General features: G+C 70.1%; 17 protein-coding genes. 8 read left to right on the forward strand and 9 right to left on the reverse strand.

Translation table 11 applies throughout. From position 1 onward, the window contains the following. Nucleotides 1-3: 3 nt before the first annotated feature. From AB7M35_RS17320 to AB7M35_RS17355, 8 genes are all read left to right on the forward strand, one after another. Nucleotides 4-1,014 (forward strand): branched-chain amino acid ABC transporter permease, encoded by a 1,011-nt coding sequence (locus tag AB7M35_RS17320; RefSeq protein WP_453961613.1) that lies wholly within the window; start codon nucleotides 4-6, stop codon nucleotides 1,012-1,014. Then, nucleotides 1,007-1,756, forward strand: coding sequence for an ABC transporter ATP-binding protein (locus AB7M35_RS17325; protein ID WP_453961615.1), 750 nt, complete (start codon nucleotides 1,007-1,009; stop codon nucleotides 1,754-1,756). Before AB7M35_RS17320 ends, AB7M35_RS17325 begins: the two co-directional genes overlap by 8 nt. 23 nt (nucleotides 1,757-1,779) lie before the next feature. Continuing rightward, complete coding sequence (locus AB7M35_RS17330) at nucleotides 1,780-2,481, forward strand: ABC transporter ATP-binding protein (RefSeq protein WP_453962561.1); 702 nt, start codon at nucleotides 1,780-1,782, stop codon at nucleotides 2,479-2,481. A 272-nt stretch (nucleotides 2,482-2,753) separates the two neighbouring features. Continuing rightward, nucleotides 2,754-3,371: a TetR/AcrR family transcriptional regulator gene (locus AB7M35_RS17335; RefSeq protein ID WP_453961616.1), complete on the forward strand. Its 618-nt coding sequence runs from the start codon at nucleotides 2,754-2,756 to the stop codon at nucleotides 3,369-3,371. Nucleotide 3,372: 1 nt separating this feature from the next. Next, nucleotides 3,373-4,164, forward strand: a complete 792-nt coding sequence (locus AB7M35_RS17340) for an enoyl-CoA hydratase/isomerase family protein (RefSeq protein WP_453961617.1) — start codon at nucleotides 3,373-3,375, stop codon at nucleotides 4,162-4,164. A gap of 31 nt (nucleotides 4,165-4,195) precedes the next feature. Beyond that, entirely contained in the window at nucleotides 4,196-5,713 is a 1,518-nt protein-coding gene (locus tag AB7M35_RS17345; RefSeq protein WP_453961618.1) for an AMP-binding protein, read from the forward strand. After that, the gene (locus tag AB7M35_RS17350; protein WP_453961619.1) at nucleotides 5,710-6,090 is read left to right on the forward strand and encodes a MaoC family dehydratase; all 381 of its coding nucleotides are present in this window, start codon (nucleotides 5,710-5,712) and stop codon (nucleotides 6,088-6,090) included. Before AB7M35_RS17345 ends, AB7M35_RS17350 begins: the two co-directional genes overlap by 4 nt. Beyond that, a complete protein-coding gene (locus tag AB7M35_RS17355) occupies nucleotides 6,087-6,452 on the forward strand; it encodes a phosphate acetyltransferase (RefSeq protein ID WP_453961620.1) in 366 nt (121 codons plus the stop codon). Before AB7M35_RS17350 ends, AB7M35_RS17355 begins: the two co-directional genes overlap by 4 nt. A gap of 85 nt (nucleotides 6,453-6,537) precedes the next feature. On the opposite strand, the gene AB7M35_RS17360 is transcribed toward AB7M35_RS17355, so the two are convergent. The 9 genes from AB7M35_RS17360 to AB7M35_RS17400 form a co-directional block, all read right to left on the reverse strand. Then, a complete protein-coding gene (locus tag AB7M35_RS17360; RefSeq protein ID WP_453961621.1) occupies nucleotides 6,538-7,344 on the reverse strand; it encodes an alpha/beta fold hydrolase in 807 nt (268 codons plus the stop codon). Further along, the gene (locus tag AB7M35_RS17365) at nucleotides 7,341-8,402 is read right to left on the reverse strand and encodes a branched-chain amino acid ABC transporter permease (RefSeq protein ID WP_453961622.1); all 1,062 of its coding nucleotides are present in this window, start codon (nucleotides 8,400-8,402) and stop codon (nucleotides 7,341-7,343) included. Before AB7M35_RS17365 ends, AB7M35_RS17360 begins: the two co-directional genes overlap by 4 nt. A gap of 10 nt (nucleotides 8,403-8,412) precedes the next feature. Then, the gene (locus AB7M35_RS17370; RefSeq protein ID WP_453961623.1) at nucleotides 8,413-9,441 is read right to left on the reverse strand and encodes a branched-chain amino acid ABC transporter permease; all 1,029 of its coding nucleotides are present in this window, start codon (nucleotides 9,439-9,441) and stop codon (nucleotides 8,413-8,415) included. Further along, the gene (locus tag AB7M35_RS17375) at nucleotides 9,438-10,163 is read right to left on the reverse strand and encodes an ABC transporter ATP-binding protein (protein WP_453961624.1); all 726 of its coding nucleotides are present in this window, start codon (nucleotides 10,161-10,163) and stop codon (nucleotides 9,438-9,440) included. Before AB7M35_RS17375 ends, AB7M35_RS17370 begins: the two co-directional genes overlap by 4 nt. Then, nucleotides 10,156-10,923: an ABC transporter ATP-binding protein gene (locus AB7M35_RS17380; RefSeq protein WP_453961625.1), complete on the reverse strand. Its 768-nt coding sequence runs from the start codon at nucleotides 10,921-10,923 to the stop codon at nucleotides 10,156-10,158. The genes AB7M35_RS17375 and AB7M35_RS17380 overlap by 8 nt, the downstream gene beginning before the upstream one ends. Before the next feature lie 82 nt (nucleotides 10,924-11,005). Then, nucleotides 11,006-12,193 carry a substrate-binding domain-containing protein gene (locus tag AB7M35_RS17385; RefSeq protein ID WP_453961626.1) on the reverse strand — a complete coding sequence of 396 codons (1,188 nt, stop codon included), beginning with the start codon at nucleotides 12,191-12,193 and terminating at the stop codon, nucleotides 11,006-11,008. Nucleotides 12,194-12,561: 368 nt separating this feature from the next. Beyond that, nucleotides 12,562-13,203, reverse strand: a complete 642-nt coding sequence (gene maiA, locus AB7M35_RS17390; RefSeq protein ID WP_453961627.1) for a maleylacetoacetate isomerase — start codon at nucleotides 13,201-13,203, stop codon at nucleotides 12,562-12,564. Then, the gene (locus tag AB7M35_RS17395) at nucleotides 13,203-13,892 is read right to left on the reverse strand and encodes a fumarylacetoacetate hydrolase family protein (protein ID WP_453961628.1); all 690 of its coding nucleotides are present in this window, start codon (nucleotides 13,890-13,892) and stop codon (nucleotides 13,203-13,205) included. The genes maiA and AB7M35_RS17395 overlap by 1 nt, the downstream gene beginning before the upstream one ends. Before the next feature lie 184 nt (nucleotides 13,893-14,076). After that, a complete protein-coding gene (locus AB7M35_RS17400; RefSeq protein ID WP_453961629.1) occupies nucleotides 14,077-16,821 on the reverse strand; it encodes a benzoate-CoA ligase family protein in 2,745 nt (914 codons plus the stop codon). Nucleotides 16,822-16,851 lie beyond the last annotated feature (30 nt).

Below are 16,851 nucleotides of genomic sequence, written 5' to 3' on the forward strand. Positions count from 1 at the left end.
GAGATGGCCGAAACCGCCCCCGCTTCCGCCCCCGCGCCGGCCGCCACCGCCGCGGCGCCGCCCCGACCGAGCCGCCTTCTCGGCGGCGTCTGGATCCCGATCGTCGTGTTCGCCGCGCTGGCGGCGCTGCCGGCGCTGTCGATCGCGCTGGACGATTCCTTCCTCACCCTCTTCGTCATCCGGGTGATGATCTTCGCCATCGCCGCGGTCAGCCTCGACCTGATCCTCGGCTACGGCGCGCTGATCAGCTTCGGCCACGCCGCCTTCCTGGGGATCGGCGCCTACGGCGTGGGCATCCTGGCCGCCGAAGGGACCTACAACGGCTTCATCGCGGTGCCGGTGGCGCTGCTCGCCGCCGGGCTGTTCGCGCTGGTCACCGGCGCCATCTCGCTGAAGACCCGCGGCGTCTACTTCATCATGATCACGCTCGCCTTCGCCCAGATGGCCTACTACACCACCACCAGCCTGTCGGCCTACGGCGGCGACGACGGCCTGACCATCTGGCGGCGGACCGAGTTCTTCGGCGTCGGCGTCCTCGACGACCGCACGACCTTCTACTACGTCACCTTCGGCTGCCTGCTCGGCGCCTACCTGCTCTGCCGGATGGTCGTCGCCTCGCGGTTCGGCCGGGTGCTGACGGGGGCGAAGCAGAGTGAGATCCGGCTGCAGGCCGTCGGCATCGATCCCTACCGCTACCGGCTCGTCGCCTACGTGATCTCCGCCATGCTGTGCGCGCTGGCCGGCGTGCTGCTCGCCAACCAGACCGAGTTCGTCAGCCCCGCCTACATGGGCTGGCACCGCTCGGGCGACCTGATCGTCATGGTGGTGCTCGGCGGCATCGGCACGCTGCACGGCGCCATCATCGGCGCCGCCGCCTACCTCCTGCTGGAGGAGTTCCTGCAGGACTTCACCGAGCACTGGCGGCTGATCTTCGGACCGATCCTGGTGCTGGTGGTGCTGTTCGGCCACGGCGGCATCGTCCGCCTGCTGACGGGAGGGCGCAAGGATGGCTGAACCTCTCCTGCGGCTGGAGCGGCTGTCGAAGAACTTCGGCGCGCTCCGGGTCACCAACGAGCTGTCGCTCGACATCCTCCCCGGCGAGGTGCACGCGATCATCGGCCCGAACGGCGCCGGCAAGACCACGCTGATCAGCCAGATCTCCGGCGGGCTCGCCCCCGATGCCGGCCGCATCGTCTTCGACGGACGCGACGTCACCGCGCTGTCGATGGCCGAGCGGGCCCGGCGCGGCCTGGCGCGCTCGTTCCAGATCACCACCATCCTCCCGGACTTCACGGTGCTCGACAACGTCGCGCTCGCCGTGCAGGCCCGGGAGAGCCACTCGTTCCGCTTCATCCGCTCGGTCGCCCGCGACCGGGCGCTGGCGGAGAAGGCCTACGCCCACCTGCAGACCGTCGGCCTCGCCGACCGGGCGGGCCTGCGGTCGGGCAGCCTGTCCCACGGCGAGAAGCGCAGCCTGGAGCTCGCCATCGCGCTGGCGACCGGACCCAAGCTGCTGCTCCTCGACGAGCCGATGGCGGGCACCGGGCGGGAGGAGACCGAACGGCTGGTGGAGGTGCTGAGGCGCCTCTCGGCCGACTACACGATGATCCTCGTGGAGCACGACATGGACGCCGTCTTCGCGCTCGCCGACCGGATCTCGGTGCTGGTCTATGGCGAGGTGATCGCCACCGACGTGCCGGAGGCGATCCGCGTCAACGACAAGGTCCGCCAGGCCTATCTCGGCGAGGAGGCGTGATGGACGCGGCGGTGACCACTCCGATGCTGGCCGTGGAGGGGCTCGAAGCCTCCTACGGCGACAGCCAGGTGCTGTTCGGCATCGACTTCGGGCTCGATGCCGGCGAGGCGGTGACGCTGCTCGGTCGCAACGGCATGGGCAAGACCACCACCATCAACACGATCATGGGGCTGGTGCCGACGCGCGCCGGGCGCGTCGCCTTCGCCGGCGCCGATCTCACCGGCCAGCCGGCCTACCGGATCGCCCAGGCGGGCCTCGGGCTGGTGCCGGAGGGCCGTCAGATCTTCCCGACACTGTCGGTGGAGGAGAACCTGATCGCCACTGCGGCCAACCGCTTCGGCGGCACGCCGCGCTGGACGCTGAAGGAGGTCTACGCCTTCTTCCCGCGCCTCGCCGAGCGCCGGTCCAACTCGGGCAAGCAGCTCTCGGGCGGCGAGCAGCAGATGCTGGCCATCGGCCGCGCGCTGATGACCAACCCGAAGCTGGTGATCCTCGACGAGGCGACCGAGGGGCTGGCGCCGCTGATCCGCGAGGAGATCTGGACGGTGCTGGTCAAGCTCAAGGCGGAAGGCCAGTCGATCCTCATCGTCGACAAGAACATCGACGCGCTGTCGCGCTTCGCCGACCGCCACGTGGTCATCGAGAAGGGCAAGGTCGTGTGGACCGGCACCTCCGCCGAACTCGCCGCCGACCCCACCGTCAAGCAGCGCTACCTCTCGGTCTAGCCACGTCCCGGCCTGGCCGGAGCGTCACAACCGATCGAGGCCGGCGCGCTCGTGTCCTGATCCGGCGATCCAATCGGCCGGGCGCGGCCGCCCCGTGGCGGACCTCCGGGCGCGACGTCCGCTGGAGGGCAGGGCGCGGCCAGGATGCGACGGGCGGGGTCCCGTTTCCCGGCCCCGCCGCCTCATGCCCTCCGAGCTCATGCCGACCGTCGCAGCAAAGGTGTTGCCAGCGGGCCGTTCCGATGCCTAATGTGACGTATGATTCATGTCTCATGTCATCGGCTGGAAACGTGATCGTGGCGGCGAAGCCCAGACCCAAGACGGCCCGCGGCGAGGCGACCCGGCGCGCGATCCTCGTCGCCGCCGAGAAGGTCATCGGCACGATCGGCTACAACGACGCCTCGATCGCCGAGATCACCCGGCTCGCCGGCGTCGCCCAAGGCACATTCTACATCTACTTCAAGGGCAAGGAGGAGGTGTTCCGCTCCCTCGTGCTGGAGATGGGGCGACGGCTGCGCGGCGTCCTCAGCGAGGCGATCGAGGCGAGCCCCGACCGGCTGGCGGCGGAGCGCGAGGGCCTGCGCGCCTTCCTCACCTTCGTGTCCGCCCATCCGGAACTCTACCGCATCGTCCAGGAGGCGCTGTTCGTCGATCCCGATGCCTACCGCACCTATTTCCAGACCTTCGCCGACGCCTACCGCGAGGGCCTGCAGGCGGCGGAAGCGGCGGGCGAGATCCGGCCGGGCGACACCGACGTCCGCGCCTGGGCGCTGATGGGCATGGCCAAGACGCTCGGCGAGCGCGCGGTGATCTGGGGCAACGACCAGCCCATCGACGAGGTGGTCGCCGCCGCCCACGACCTGATCGTCAACGGGCTGGGGCGGGACTGACATGGCGCTGGTCCGCACCCACTGGCAGGAGAGGGTCGCGACCGTCGTTCTCGACCGGCCGGACCGCCACAACGCGCTGACGCCGGGGCTGCTCGACGACCTCTGCGCGGCGCTCGGCGAGGTGGCGGAGGGCGCCGCCCGGGCCGTGGTCCTGACCGGCGCCGGCCGGAGCTTCTCCACCGGCGGCGACGTGGCCGGGTTTCTCGGCGTCGCCGACGATCCCGACGCGCTGGCCGACTACGCCGGCCGCACCGTCGGCGCGCTGCATGCCGCGATCCTGGCGCTGCTTTCGCTGCCGATGCCGGTGATCGCGCGGGTGAACGGGCCGGTGACCGGCGGATCGGTCGGGCTGGTGCTCGCCGCCGATCTGGTGGCGATGGCCGACGAGGCCTTCCTGCAGCCCTTCTACTCCGAGGTGGGGTTCTCGCCGGACGGTGGCTGGACGGCGCTGCTGCCCGACCGGATCGGGGCTGCGAAGGCGCTGGAGATCCAGTTCCTCAACCGCCGGATCGGCGCGGCCGACGCGCGGGCGCTCGGGCTCGCGACCGCCATCGCGCCGGCCGAAGGCCTGGACGCCATCGTCGCCGATTGGATCGCGGCGCTCGCGGACAAGTCTGAGGCGAGCCTCTCCGCCACCCGCGGCCTCGTCTGGGATGCGGCGCGCCGCGCCCGCGTCGCCGACCGGCTGGCGGCGGAGGAGCGGTCGTTCGGCAACCTGATCGCGTCGGCGGAGACGTCGGCGCGCATGACCGCATTCACGAACCGGCGGCGAAGCACCGCCGGTCGCGCCTGAGGGAACCGCTTTCGGAGCGAGGGGGAGGACCTTGGATTTCGTCACCGACATGTCGGCCAAGCGGGCCGAGCTCACCCCCGACCGGTTCGCGTTCGTCGACGCGCACCACGGCGGCGCCATCAGCTTCGCCGGCCTCAACGCCCGCGCCGACCGGCTCGGCGAGGCGCTGGCGGGGCTTGGCATGGCGCCGGGCGACCGCATCGCCGTGGTCTGTCTCAACCGCGCCGACTTCTTCGTCCTGCTGTTCGCCTGCCTGAAGGCGGAGCTGATCCTGGTGCCGCTGAACTGGCGCCAGCCGCCGGCCGAGGCCGGCCCGGTGCTGCGCCGCTCGGGCGCGCGGCTCCTGTTTCACGACGCCGCCTCCGCGCCGCTCGCCGAGGCCATCGCCGCGGACGTCGGCGTCGCGCGGGTCGCCATGGATCCCGGCGGCGGCGCCGACCACGACATGAAGGCGCTGGTCTGCGGCGCCTCCGGCCGTCCGTACGGCCCTGGCCGCCGGCGCGCCGGCGACGTCTGGTACCTGCTGTTCACCTCGGGCACGACCGGCGAGCCGAAGGCGGTCATCTACACCTTCGGCATGGCCTGGGCGAACGCCGTCAACTACGGCCAGCCGTCGGAGCTGTCGGCCGACGACATCTCCATCAACTTCCTGCCGCTCTTCCACACCGCCGGCATCAACCTGCCGACGCTGCCGCTGTTCCTCGCCGGCGGGCTCAGCCACGTGCTGCCGAAGTTCGAGCCGGACGCGGTGCTCGACCTGATCGATGCCGGCGCGCTCACCCACTTCTTCGGCGTCCCGGCGATCTACCAGGCGATCAGCCTGTCGCCGCGCTTCGAAACGCTGTCGTTCGACAAGGTCCGCTTCTGGGGCTGCGGCGGCGCGCCGCTGTCGGCCGCCCTCATCCGCCACTTCGCCGATCGCGGCGTCGCGGTCTGCAACGGCATGGGCATGACGGAGACCGGCCCGACCCTGTTCCTGATGGACCGCGCCCACGCCGCCTCCAAGATCGGCTCGGTCGGCAAGGCGCAGATCCTCGCCGAGGCGCGCATCGTCGATCAGCGCGAAAACCCGATCGTCGGCGAGGGCGAGGGGGAGCTGCAGGTGCGCGGGCCCGGCGTCACGCCCGGCTACTTCGAGGACCGCGAGGCCACCGCGCGGGCCTTCACCGAGGACGGCTGGCTGCGCAGCGGCGACGTCGCCCGGCGCGACGCCGACGGCTACGTCTACATCGTCGACCGCATCAAGGACATGTACATCTCCGGCGGTGAGAACGTCTATCCGGCCGAGGTCGAGCGGGTCCTCTCGTGCCACGCGGACGTGCTGGAAGCCATCGTCGTCGGCGTCGAGGATGCCACCTGGGGCGAGGTCGGCCATGCCTTCCTGCTGCCGCGTCCGGGCCGCGCCATCGAGCCCGACGCGCTCAGGGCGTGGTGCCGCGAGCGGCTCGCCGCCTACAAGGTCCCGAAGCACGTCAGCGTCGTCGACGAGTTCCCCCGGACCGCCGCCGGCAAGGTCCAGAAGCACATCCTCAGGAAGGGATCGGCATGAGCGCGGCCGCGACATCAGATGGCGTGGTGGCGGGCTGGACGCCCACCCAGGACGCATTCGACCGGTTCGCGTCGCTGTCGGGCGACGACAACCCCATCCACGTCGATCCGGCCTTCTCCGCCCGCACCCGCTTCGGCCGAACGGTGTCGCACGGGATGCTGATCTACTCCCGCGTCTGGGCGCTGATCCGCGGCCGCTGGCCCGACGCCCGCCACGCCGGCCAGACGCTGATGTTTCCCAACCCCGCCTTCGCCGGCGAGCCGCTGACGATCCGGATCGTGCCGGAGGCCGACGGCCTTGCCGTGACGGTTGCCCGCGACGCCGACGGCGAGATCGTCCTGCAGGGTACCTGCGCGCTCGCCCCGGAGGCCGCATGATCGAGATCGGCCAGACCGCGACCACCAGCCGGACCTACCGGCGCGCCGACGGCGTGGCGTTCGCGCGGCTGTCGGGAGCGGAGGACATGGTCGTCGACGCGGTGCCCGAGCCGCTGATCGGCGCGCTGTTCTCCTATCTCCTCGGGGTCGAATTGCCGGGCTCCGGCACCAATTACCTCAAGCAGGAGATGACGTTCCTGCGGCCCGCCCCGTTCGACGAGGCGCTCACGGCCTCCGTCGAGGTCACCCGGGTGCGGCCCGACAAGCACCTGGTCGACCTCGCCACCGTCTGCCGGGACGCGTCCGGCGCGGAGGTCTGCCGGGGCCGCGCGCTGGTTCTGGTGAAGGATGTCGGCGCCTGAGGCAAAGCGTTTCCAGGCGAAGTGGGCACCGGTTCGCCGTCCGGAAACGCGGTCAGGACAACGGGAGGTCGGCCCGGGTCGGCCTTCAGCCGTCGGAGGCGAACCGCCGCAGCATCGCCGCGAACGCCTCCGGCTCCTCCAGGTGCGGCGAATGGCCGGAGGCGGCGAACGTCTCGATGCGGGCGTCCGGGATGGCGTCGGCCTGGAAGCGGGCGACGTCGGCACCGTAGATCCGGCTCTTCGCCCCGTGGGCGATCACCGTCGGCATCGTCAGGGTGGCGAGCAGCGGCCGGAAGTCCTGGGCGGCGAGCGACGTCCACATGGCGGTCATCGCGGCCGGGTCGTCGCGGCGGATGTCGGCGAGGAGCGCCGCGATCGCCGGGTCCTTCGGCGTCACCCCGTCGGCGAACATGTTGCGCGTCAGGGCGGCGGCGTAGGCCGACCAGTCGGTGCGCATCAGGCGCAGCGCGAGCGCGTTGCGGGCGGCGTCGAAGCCGCCCGAGATGCCGAGCCGCCAGCCGTCGTCGTTGAGGATCTTCGCCGTCATGTCGAGGACCACGAGGCCGCCGATGCGCGCCGCCCCGTGGCGCTCGAGCATCGAATAGGCGACGTGCGCCCCCATCGACCAGCCGACCAGGACGACGTCGGAGAGGCCGCGCGCGGCGAGCAGGCCGGCGCAGGCGTCGGCCGCCGCCTCGATGGTGAGCGCCGGGCCGGCCATCCCCGTTCCGCCGTGCCCCGGCAGGTCCGGGGCGAGGCCGTGGAAGGCGTCGGAAAGCGCCGCCATCTGGGCGTCGAAGAAGCCGCCGTGGCAGCTCCAGCCGTGCAGGAACAGGATCGGCCGCCCGCTCCCCGCTTCGCGCACGTGCAGGCCGTCGGACCGGTTGCTCACCCGGCGCGCCCGCGCAGGCGGCCGACGATGCCGGTCGGGAAGAAGTAGACCGAGAGGATGAACAGCACGCCGAGCCACAGCAGCCAGCGGGCCGGATCGAGCAGGTCGGGCACCAGCGGCAGCGCGGCGGTGGCGTCCGAGGCCGCCCCCATCAGCGTCTGCAGATAGGTCTGGGCGAGGATGAACAGCGTCGCGCCGATCACCGCGCCGTACATGGTCCCCATGCCGCCGATCACCACCATCAGCAGGATGTCGATCATGATCTCGAACGACAGCGTCGTCGCCGGCCCGGTGTAGCGCAGCCACACCGCGATCAGCACGCCGGCGAGCGCCGCCATGGCGGCCGACAGCACGGTGGCGGCGGTGCGGTAGAAGACCACGCGGTAGCCGATCGCCTCGGCGCGGAAGGCGTTCTCGCGGACCGCCTGGAGGACGCGCCCGAACGGCGAGTTCACCATCCTGAGCATGACCAGGAACAGCACCGTGGAGGAGACGAAGACGAAGTAGTAGAGCAGCAGCTTGCCGTCGAGGCGCACGCCGAACAGCCGTCCGTCCATCAGCTTGGTGGCCGGCTTGAAGATGGAAGGGATGGCGTAGTTGAGCCCATCCTCGCCGCCGGTGAGGCCCGAGGTCTGGGAGACCAGCACGGCGAAGGCGCTCGCCACCGCCAGCGTCACCATGGCGAAGAAAATCGCCTTCACCCGGAGCGAGAACAGCCCGATCAGCAGCGCCAGCAGCATCGCGACCGCGACGCCCGCCAGCCCGCCGAGGAGGATCGCGCCGAAGCTCGGGCCCATGGCGGAGATGGCGATCGCCACCCCGTAGGCGCCGATGCCGAAGAACATCGTGTGGGCGAACGAGACGATGCCGGTGTAGCCCAGCAGCAGGTCGTAGCTCGCCACCAGCACGATGAAGATGCAGATGCGCGCCGCCGTCTCCACCGAGCGCGTGCCGGGGAACAGGAACGGCGCGAAGGCGAGGCAGAGGAAGATCGCCAGCAGTACGATCGAGAGCACGATGTTGCCGGGTTTGTCGCCGGACAGAAGCCGCGTGATCATCGGGCGCCCCTCACTTCGCCTTCACCACGGGGAACAGCCCCTGCGGACGCCACATCAGGACCGCCATCATCAGGACGATCGTCGAGACCAGCGCGAACTTCGGCACCAGGAACGCCGCGTAGTTGGAGAGCAGCCCCACCAGCATGGCGCCGATGAAGCAGCCGCCCACCGACCCGAGGCCGCCGATGATCACCACGATGAACACCAGCACCATGATCTCCGAGCCCATGTGGGCGGTGATGGTCTGCTGGTAGAGCCCCCACATCACGCCGCCGAGGCCGGCGAGCGCCGAGCCGACCATGAACACGCCGAGGAAGAGCCGGCGGATCCGGTAGCCGAGCGCCTCCACCATCTCGCCGTTCTCCACGCCGGCGCGCACCAGAAGGCCGATCTTGGTGCGGTTGAGCACGAAGGTCATCGCAAGGAACAGCGCGACGCCGATCACCACGGCCAGCAGCCGGTACTTCTCGATCAGCGCGTTGCCGAGGATGAACGACCCCTGCAGCGATTCCGGCCGCGAGATGTGCAGCGCGTCGGGGCCCCACACCACGTAGATGAGCTGCTGGGCGATGATCAGCCCGCCCATGGTCACCAGGATCTGCTTCAGGTGGCTGCCGTAGACGGGCTTCACGATGACCCGCTCGAAGCCGTAGCCGATCAGCGCGGTGGCGGCCATGGCGATCAGGATGGCGATCAGCACGGCGGCCAGGTTGAGCAGCACCGAGGGGTCTGAGGTCCAGCCGGCGAGCCAGCCGAGCACCGAGAAGCCGACGAAGGCGCCGACGGTGACGAACGCGCCGTGGCCGAAGTTGATGACGTCCATCAGCCCGAACACCAGCGTCAGGCCGGAGGCCATGATGAAGATCATCATGCCCATGGCGAGGCCGGCGACGGTGAGCGTCAGCCAGGTCGACGGGCTGCCCATGGCGACGAGGCCGAGGAGGGCGAGCACCGGCACCAGCGCCAGCGGCGCGTGCTTCCTCGCCCGGTCCCGCAGGCTCGGTCGCTCGATGGTGGGGCGGATCGCGGCGTCGCTCACTGGTGCGCCTCCAGGCTGAGACCCATCAGGCGCTCCTGCAGCACGCGGTCGGCGGCGAGGCCCGCCATCTCGCCGGTGTGCAGGATGCGGCCGTCGTCCATGACCGACACGGTGTCGCCGACCCGGCTGGCGAGCGAGAAGTTCTGCTCCACCAGCAGGATCGTCGTGTCGGTCTCCTTCAGGTCGGTGAGCGCCTTGCGCACCGAGCGGATGATCGCCGGCGCCAGCCCCTTGGTCGGCTCGTCGATGAGGATCAGCCGGCGCGGCTCGATGATCGCCCGGCCGATCGACAGCATCTGCTTCTGGCCGCCGGAGAGATTGCCGGCCGGCATGTCCCAGAAGGTCTTCAGCGGCGGGAACAGTTCGAACAGCCAGTCCAGGCGGGCGGCGTCCATCGGCCCGGAGGTGGCGGCGAGGTAGACGTTCTCGCGCACCGTCAGGTCGGAGAAGATGCCCATGCTTTCCGGCACGTAGGCGATGCCCAGCCGGGCGATGTCGGGGGTGGCGAGCGCGGTGATGTCGCGGCCGTCGAAGCGAATGGTGCCGGCCGAGGCCCGCCACAGCCCCATGATGGTGCGCAGCGTGGTCGTCTTGCCGGCGCCGTTGCGGCCGAGCAGCATGGAGACGCCGCCGGCCGGCACCTGGAAGGTGACGCCCTGGAGGATGTGGTACTGGGCGATGTGGGTGTGGACGCCGTCGAGCGTCAGCAGGGCCTCAGGCATCCTCCTCCTCCACGCCCAGATAGGCCTGCTGGACGATCGGCGAGGCGATCACCTCGGCCGGGTCGCCGTCGGCGACGAGCTGGCCGTTGTGCAGCACCAGGATGCGGTCGGCGAGCGAGCGGATGACGTCCATCTTGTGCTCCACCAGCAGGATGGTGCGGCGGGCGTCGGCCTTCATGGCGGTGATCAGGTCGAGGATCACCGGCACCTCGTCGACGCTCATGCCGGCGGTCGGCTCGTCGAACATCATCACGTCCGGGTCGAGCGCGATCAAAAGCGCCACCTCCAGCTTGCGCTGGTTGCCGTGGGAGAGGGTGGCGACGGTCTGATCGGCGACGGTGTCGAGCCGCACCTGGGCGAGCACGTGGTCGGCCTTCTCCAGAAGCTCGGTGTGGCTGTCGGCCATGGAAAACAGGTCGAAGCCGCGGTTCGCCTTCGCCTGGATGACGAGGCGGACGTTCTCGCGCACGGTGAGATCGGGAAACAGGTTCGTCAGCTGGAAGGCGCGGCCGATGCCGCGCCGCGTCCGGGCGGCGACGCCGAGGCGGGTGATGTCCTCGCCGTTCAGCAGCACCTGGCCGCGGGTGGCGGCGAGCTGGCCGGAAATCAGGTTGAAGTAGGTCGTCTTGCCGGCGCCGTTCGGGCCGACGATCGCCGTCAGCGTGCCGCGCGCGAAGGCGGCCGAAACGGCGTTGACGGCGACGTGGCCGCCGAAGCGGATCGTCAGGTCGCGGGTCTCGAGGACCGGGTGTTCGCTCATCTCGGGGGCGCCGATCGACGGAGGGATGGAGCGGTCACCGGGCGATGCGGACACCGCCCGGTGACGTCGGATGGACCGGACCTCAGTTGCGGACCGGAATGTCCATGTCCTCGATCTTCAGCTCCTTCACGAGCACCGGGATGCCCCAGGCGACGTCGTCCTTCACCTCGATCTTGAAGTGGTACATGGACTGCAGCGCCTGGTGGTCCTCCTTGCGGAAGATCATCGTGCCCTTGGGCGTGTCGAACTCCATGCCCTCCATCGCCGCGATCAGGTCGTCGGATTCGGTGGAGCCGCCGGAGGCCTTGATGGCCGCCACGATGGCCATGCCGGCCGCCATGCCGCCGGCGGTGAAGAAGTCCGGCGGCTGGCCGTAGCGCGCCTGATGTTCCTTCACGAGCCAGTCGTTCATCGGGTTCTTCGGGATCTCGTAGTAATAGTAGGTGGCGCCTTCCATCCCCGGCAGGTCCTTGTAGGCCGCCATCGCTGCCAGGATGTTGCCGCCGGTGGCGATCTCGATGTCGAAGCGCTCCGGCGCCATCGCCTTGATCTTGCCGATCGGGTTGTTGCCGCCGGCCCAGATGACGAACAGGAACTTGCGGCCCTCCTCGTCCTTCATCGCGTCGAAGATGCGCTGGGCCGAGGCCGTGAAATCCTGGGTGTCGGTGGGCACGTATTCCTCGAACACCAGCTCGGCGCCGGTGCCCTCGAGCGCGTCCTTGAACGCGGCGACGCCGTCGCGGCCGAAGGCGTAGTCCTGGGCCAGCGTCGCGATCTTGACGTTCTCGCCGCCCAGCGCGACGGCGTTGGCGATCGCGTCCTGGGAGGAGTTGCGGCCGGTGCGGAAGATGTAGCGGTTCCAGTTGGCGCCGGTGATGGAGTCGGCGACCGCCGGCTCGACGATCAGCACCTTCTCGTATTCCTGGGCGACCGGCAGCATGGCGAGCGCCACGCCGGAGGAGACCGGCCCGACGGCGATGTCGGCGTCGTCGTCGCCGTAGGCCTCGGCCAGCGCGGCCTTGCCGACGTCCGGCTTGCCCTGGGTGTCCTTCTCGATGACCTCGATCTTGCGGCCGTCGATCTCCATGGAGCCGTCGGTGGCGTATTCGAGGCCCATCATCAGGCCGATGTGGGACTGCTTGCCGTAGGCCTCGAGCGCGCCGGTCTTGCCGTAGACGTGGGCGATCGTCACGGGATCGGACTGCGCCGAGACCTGTGCCGTGGTGAAGACCAGTGCTGCCGCGGCGGCGGCTGCGATCAGGCGTTTCATCTGGAACCCTCCCTGGTGACTGTCCTTCGGCGTCCCGATCCTTGAAGCACGGGACACCCGGTAACGGACCAACCGGTCGGGCAGGACACACGTCATATCCGCGTCGCCGGTTTTCTCATTATGACGCATGATTCATGTTTCATGTCAATCGACGCGCGGCGCCCGGTCAGGCGCGTCCGGGCGCATCATGGGGCGCGGTGACGGCAGTCCGATGAAGGCCGTTCGGGCCGGGCCATCGGCCGGGTCGCGGGCTCATGCGGGGAGGCCGGGGCACGAGCTGCGCCGGAACGAAAAACGGCGGCGCAAGAGGCGCCGCCGTCGGGTCGGAGAGGGGCCGGCCGCCTGGGGCCGGGCCGATCGGTCGCGTGCTAGAGGTCGGCGTCCGGCTGCTTCGACGGATGCGCGTCGGCGAAGGCCGGCAGCGCCTCGCACGCCGCGTGCACGTCGCGCACCCGCGGCATGTTGGCGAGGTCGACGCCGAAGCGCTCGGCCGAGAACACCTGCGGCACGAGGCAGATGTCGGCGAGCGTCGGCGTGTCGCCGAAGCAGAACGGGCCGTCGTTGTCCTCGCGGGCGAGCAGCGCCTCGCAGGCCGCGAGGCCGTCGCCGATCCAGCGCTGGCACCAGGCGTCCGCACCCGCCTGGTCCTGGCCGAGCTCGCTCTTCAGGTAGGCGAGCACGCGCAGGTTCTGCAGCGGGTGGATCTCGCAGGCGATCACCTGGGAGAAGGCGCGGATCTTGGCGCGCATCTCCGCGTCGCCGGGCAGCAGCTTCGGCTCGGGCCGGGTCTCGTCCAGCCACTCGATGATGGCGAGCGACTGGGTGAGCACCGTGTCGCCGTCGACCAGCGTCGGCACCAGCCCCTGCGGGTTGAGCGTGCGGTAGTCGTCCGCCTTCTGCTCGCCCTTGCGCAGGTGGACGGGACGGAAGTCCACCTCGACGCCCTTCAGGTTGAAGGCGATGCGGCAGCGGTAGGCCGACGAACTGCGGAAATATCCGTAGAACGTCATCATTCGGCGTCACCGATCGTCAGGCTGATCGGGGCGAGGCCGTCGATGCCGCCGTTCAGCACGTCGCCCGCCACCACCGGGCCGACGCCGGCCGGCGTGCCGGTGTAGATCAGGTCGCCCGGGATCAGGTGATAGTAGCCCGACAGGTGGCTGATGATCTCCGGCACGTTCCAGATCAGCTCGGTCAGCTTGGCGTCCTGCTTGGTCTCGTCGTTGACCGTCAGCCAGATGCGCTGGCGGCCGATCTCGCCGAAATCGGCGGCCTTGGTCATCTCGCCGATGATGGCCGACTTCTCGAACGCCTTGCCGAAGTCCCACGGGCGGCCCTTCTCGCGGGCGGCGAGCTGCAGGTCGCGGCGGGTCATGTCGAGGCCGGCGGCGTAGCCGTAGACGGCGTCAATGGCAGCCTTGGTGTCGACCTTGAACACCGGCTTCCCGATCGCCACCACCAGCTCCATCTCGTAGTGGAAGTTCTCGGTGCCGGGCGGGTAGGGGATGGTCGCGCCGGTGTGGACGATCGCGCTCGCCGGCTTGGTGAAATAGAAGGGCGCCTCGCGGTCGACCTCGAAGCCCATCTCGGCGGCGTGGGCGGCGTAGTTGCGGCCGACGCAGAAGATCCGGTGGACGGGGTAGGCCGAGGCCTCGCCCTTGACGGGGACAGCCGGGGTGGTCGGGACGTCGAACAGCATTGCGGTCTCCTCGTTTGCCGCCCGGGTCCGGATCTCGGCGGAGCCGGGTGCGGGCCGGGCGGCTTGAACACGTGAACAGATGGGCGGTTCGTCCTCGCCTAAATGCGTCATTTCGGCGGAAACGGAAACCGGGAACGTGATCCCCGGTCGCGGGCGGGCAGGGCGTGGCCGGTGGCAGGGGCCGTCAGGGGCGGGCGAGCGCCTGCCGGTCGATCTTGCCGGTGCCGGTCTTCGGCAGCTCGGCGACATACTCGACGATGCGCGGGTACTTGTAGGCGATCAGCACCTGCTTGACGTGGTCCTGCAGCAGGCGCGTCTCCTCCGGGGTGCCCGCGTAACCGTCGCGCAGCGCCACCACGGCGCGCAGCGTCATCCGCCGGTCCTCCAGCTCGTGCGCCAGCACCGCGCATTCCTGCACGTGCGGATGCTCGTTCAGGCAGCGCTCCACCTCCAGCGGCCACACCCACTGTCCGGACACCTTGATCAGGTCGTCGGCGCGGCCCTGGAAGAAGTAGAAGCCGTCCTCCTCCACGAAGCGGTCGCCGGTGTAGATCCAGTCGCCGCGCATGGTGGTCTCGGTGGTCTCGGGCCGGTTCCAGTAGAGCGGCGCGGAGGAATTGCCGCGCACCCACATGACGCCCTCCTGGCCCGGTCCGACATCGTTTCCGTCGGGATCGCGCAGCACCACCTCGTAGCCCGGCACGCGCTTGCCGGCCGAGCCGAGGCGCTGCTCCTCCGCGGTGTTGGAGAGGTAGACGTGCAGCATCTCGGTGGAGCCGAGGCCTTCCACCGGCCCCTTGCCGGTGAGCCCCTTCCAGGTGTTGAACACGTCGGCCGACAGGATCTCGGCGGCCGACACCGACAGCCGGATCGACGACAGGTCGCGCCTGGCGATGCTGTCGGCGCGCGCCAGCGCCGTGTAGAGCGTCGGCAGCCCGAACAGCACGGTGGGCCTGAACGCCTCGACCACGTCCAGCACCCGCTCCGCCTCCGGCCGGCCGGGCATCAGCACCGCCGTTGCGCCGACCGAGAAGGGGAAGGTGAAGGCGTTGCCGAAGCCGTAGGCGAAGAACACCTTGGGGATGGAGAAGCAGACGTCGCCGGGCGCGAGCTTCAGGATCGCCTCGGCGTAGGAGGCCTGGGTGTAGGCCATGTCGTGGTGGAGATGGACGATCCCCTTCGGCCGCCCGGTGGAGCCGGACGAGTACATCCAGAACGCCATGTCGTCCGGCCCGGTGTCGGCGGCGGCGAGCGTCTCCGGCTGGCCGGCGAGGAACGCGTCGGCGTGCTCGAAGCCGTCGGCGAGCGCCCCCGATCCGTTGACGACGACGGTGCGCTCCAGCCCGTTTGCCCGCATCTCCGGGTCGTCGAACAGCGCGCCGAGCGCCGCCTCGCAGAGCGCGATGCGGGCGCCAGTGTCGGCGACGAAGAAGCGCAGCAGGTCGGGCGTCGCCTGGGTGTTCAGGAGCACCGGCACGAAGCCGGCGCGCACCGCGCCGAAGAAGGCCGCCGGATAGGCCGGCGTGTCGTCGAGGAAGAACACGATGCGCTCGCCGCGCGCGAGCCCGGCCGCCGCGAACGCGTTGCCCCAGCGCGCCGCCTCGGCGCAGAGCGCCCGATAGGTCAGCGTGCCGGCCGGCCCGGTGACGGCGACGGCATCGGGCTTGCGGTCGAGGTTGTCGAACAGGGTGGCGCTGCAGTTCGGGTGGTCGGCGCGCACAAAGCCGATCTCGCGGTCGCCGTCGGTCTCGCCGACCGGATCGACGATCGCCGCCTCCGCCCTGCCGGCCGGTCCGGACGCGCGGCCGGCATCGATGGCCGCCATGAAGCCCGGCGAGGCCTTGCGCAGCCGCTCCAGGTCCACCCGGCCGGAGCGGGTGATGTAGGAGAACGCGAAGTCGAGGGGATCGAGTTGCATCCACTCCGGGAAGCGGTCGTACCAGAGCGCCGAGGTGTTGGCGGCGTCGACGATCTTTTTGGCGATCGGCGGCCGGGTCGCCTGGTAGGCGGAGAGCGCCGCGTCGACGCTCTCTTCCTCGCGCAGCGCGCGGACCAGCGCGATGGCGTCCTCCATGGCGAGCCGGGTGCCGGAGCCGATGGAATAGTGCGCGGTGTGGACCGCATCGCCCATGAGCGCCCGGTTGCCCGACACCCAGTTTTCGCACCAGAGCCGCGGAAAGCGCCGCCAGATGGAGTTGTTGGCGACCAGCTTGTGGCCCTTCAGCGTCTCGGCGAACACCTCTTCGCAGATCTGCGCGGTGGCCGCCTCGTCGAGATCGGCGAAGCCGTAGGCGTCGAAGGTCGCCGCGTCGCATTCGACGATGAACGTGCTCATGCCGGGCGCGTAGCGATAGTGGTGGGCGTTCATCGTGCCGCGTTCGGTGGCGCGGAAGGTCTGGGTCAGCGTCTCGAAGGGCAGCGTCGTCCCGAACCACGCAAACCGGTTGCTGAAATGCTCGATCGACGGCTTGAACGCCGCCTCGTCGGACGCGCGCACCAGCGAATTCAGCCCGTCGGCGCCGATGATCAGGTCCGCCTGCAGGTCGTCGACATTCTCGAGCCGATGGCCGAAGCCGAGGTCGACGCCCGCGTCGCGGGCGCGCGCCTGCAGGAGCTTCAGCAGCTCCAGCCGGCCGATCGCGGAAAAGCCGACGCCGTCGATGACGACCGTCTCGCCCTTGTGGACGAGGGTCATGTTCTGCCAGCGCTCCATCTCGGGCGTGATCAGCGCATGGGTCTCGGGATCGTCGGCCTTCAGGAAGTCGAGCGCCTGGGCGGAGAACACCACGCCGAAGCCGAACGTCGCATCGGCCGGGTTCTGCTCGGTGACCCGGACGCGGGCCTCCGGAAAGGCTTGCTTGAGCAGGATGCCGACATAGAGTCCGGCCGGCCCGCCACCCAGAATTTCCACGTGCCCAAGCGATGTCACCCTGATCCTCCCCGATGCCTTGTTGTCCCG

This window comes from Amorphus suaedae (assembly GCF_053629675.1).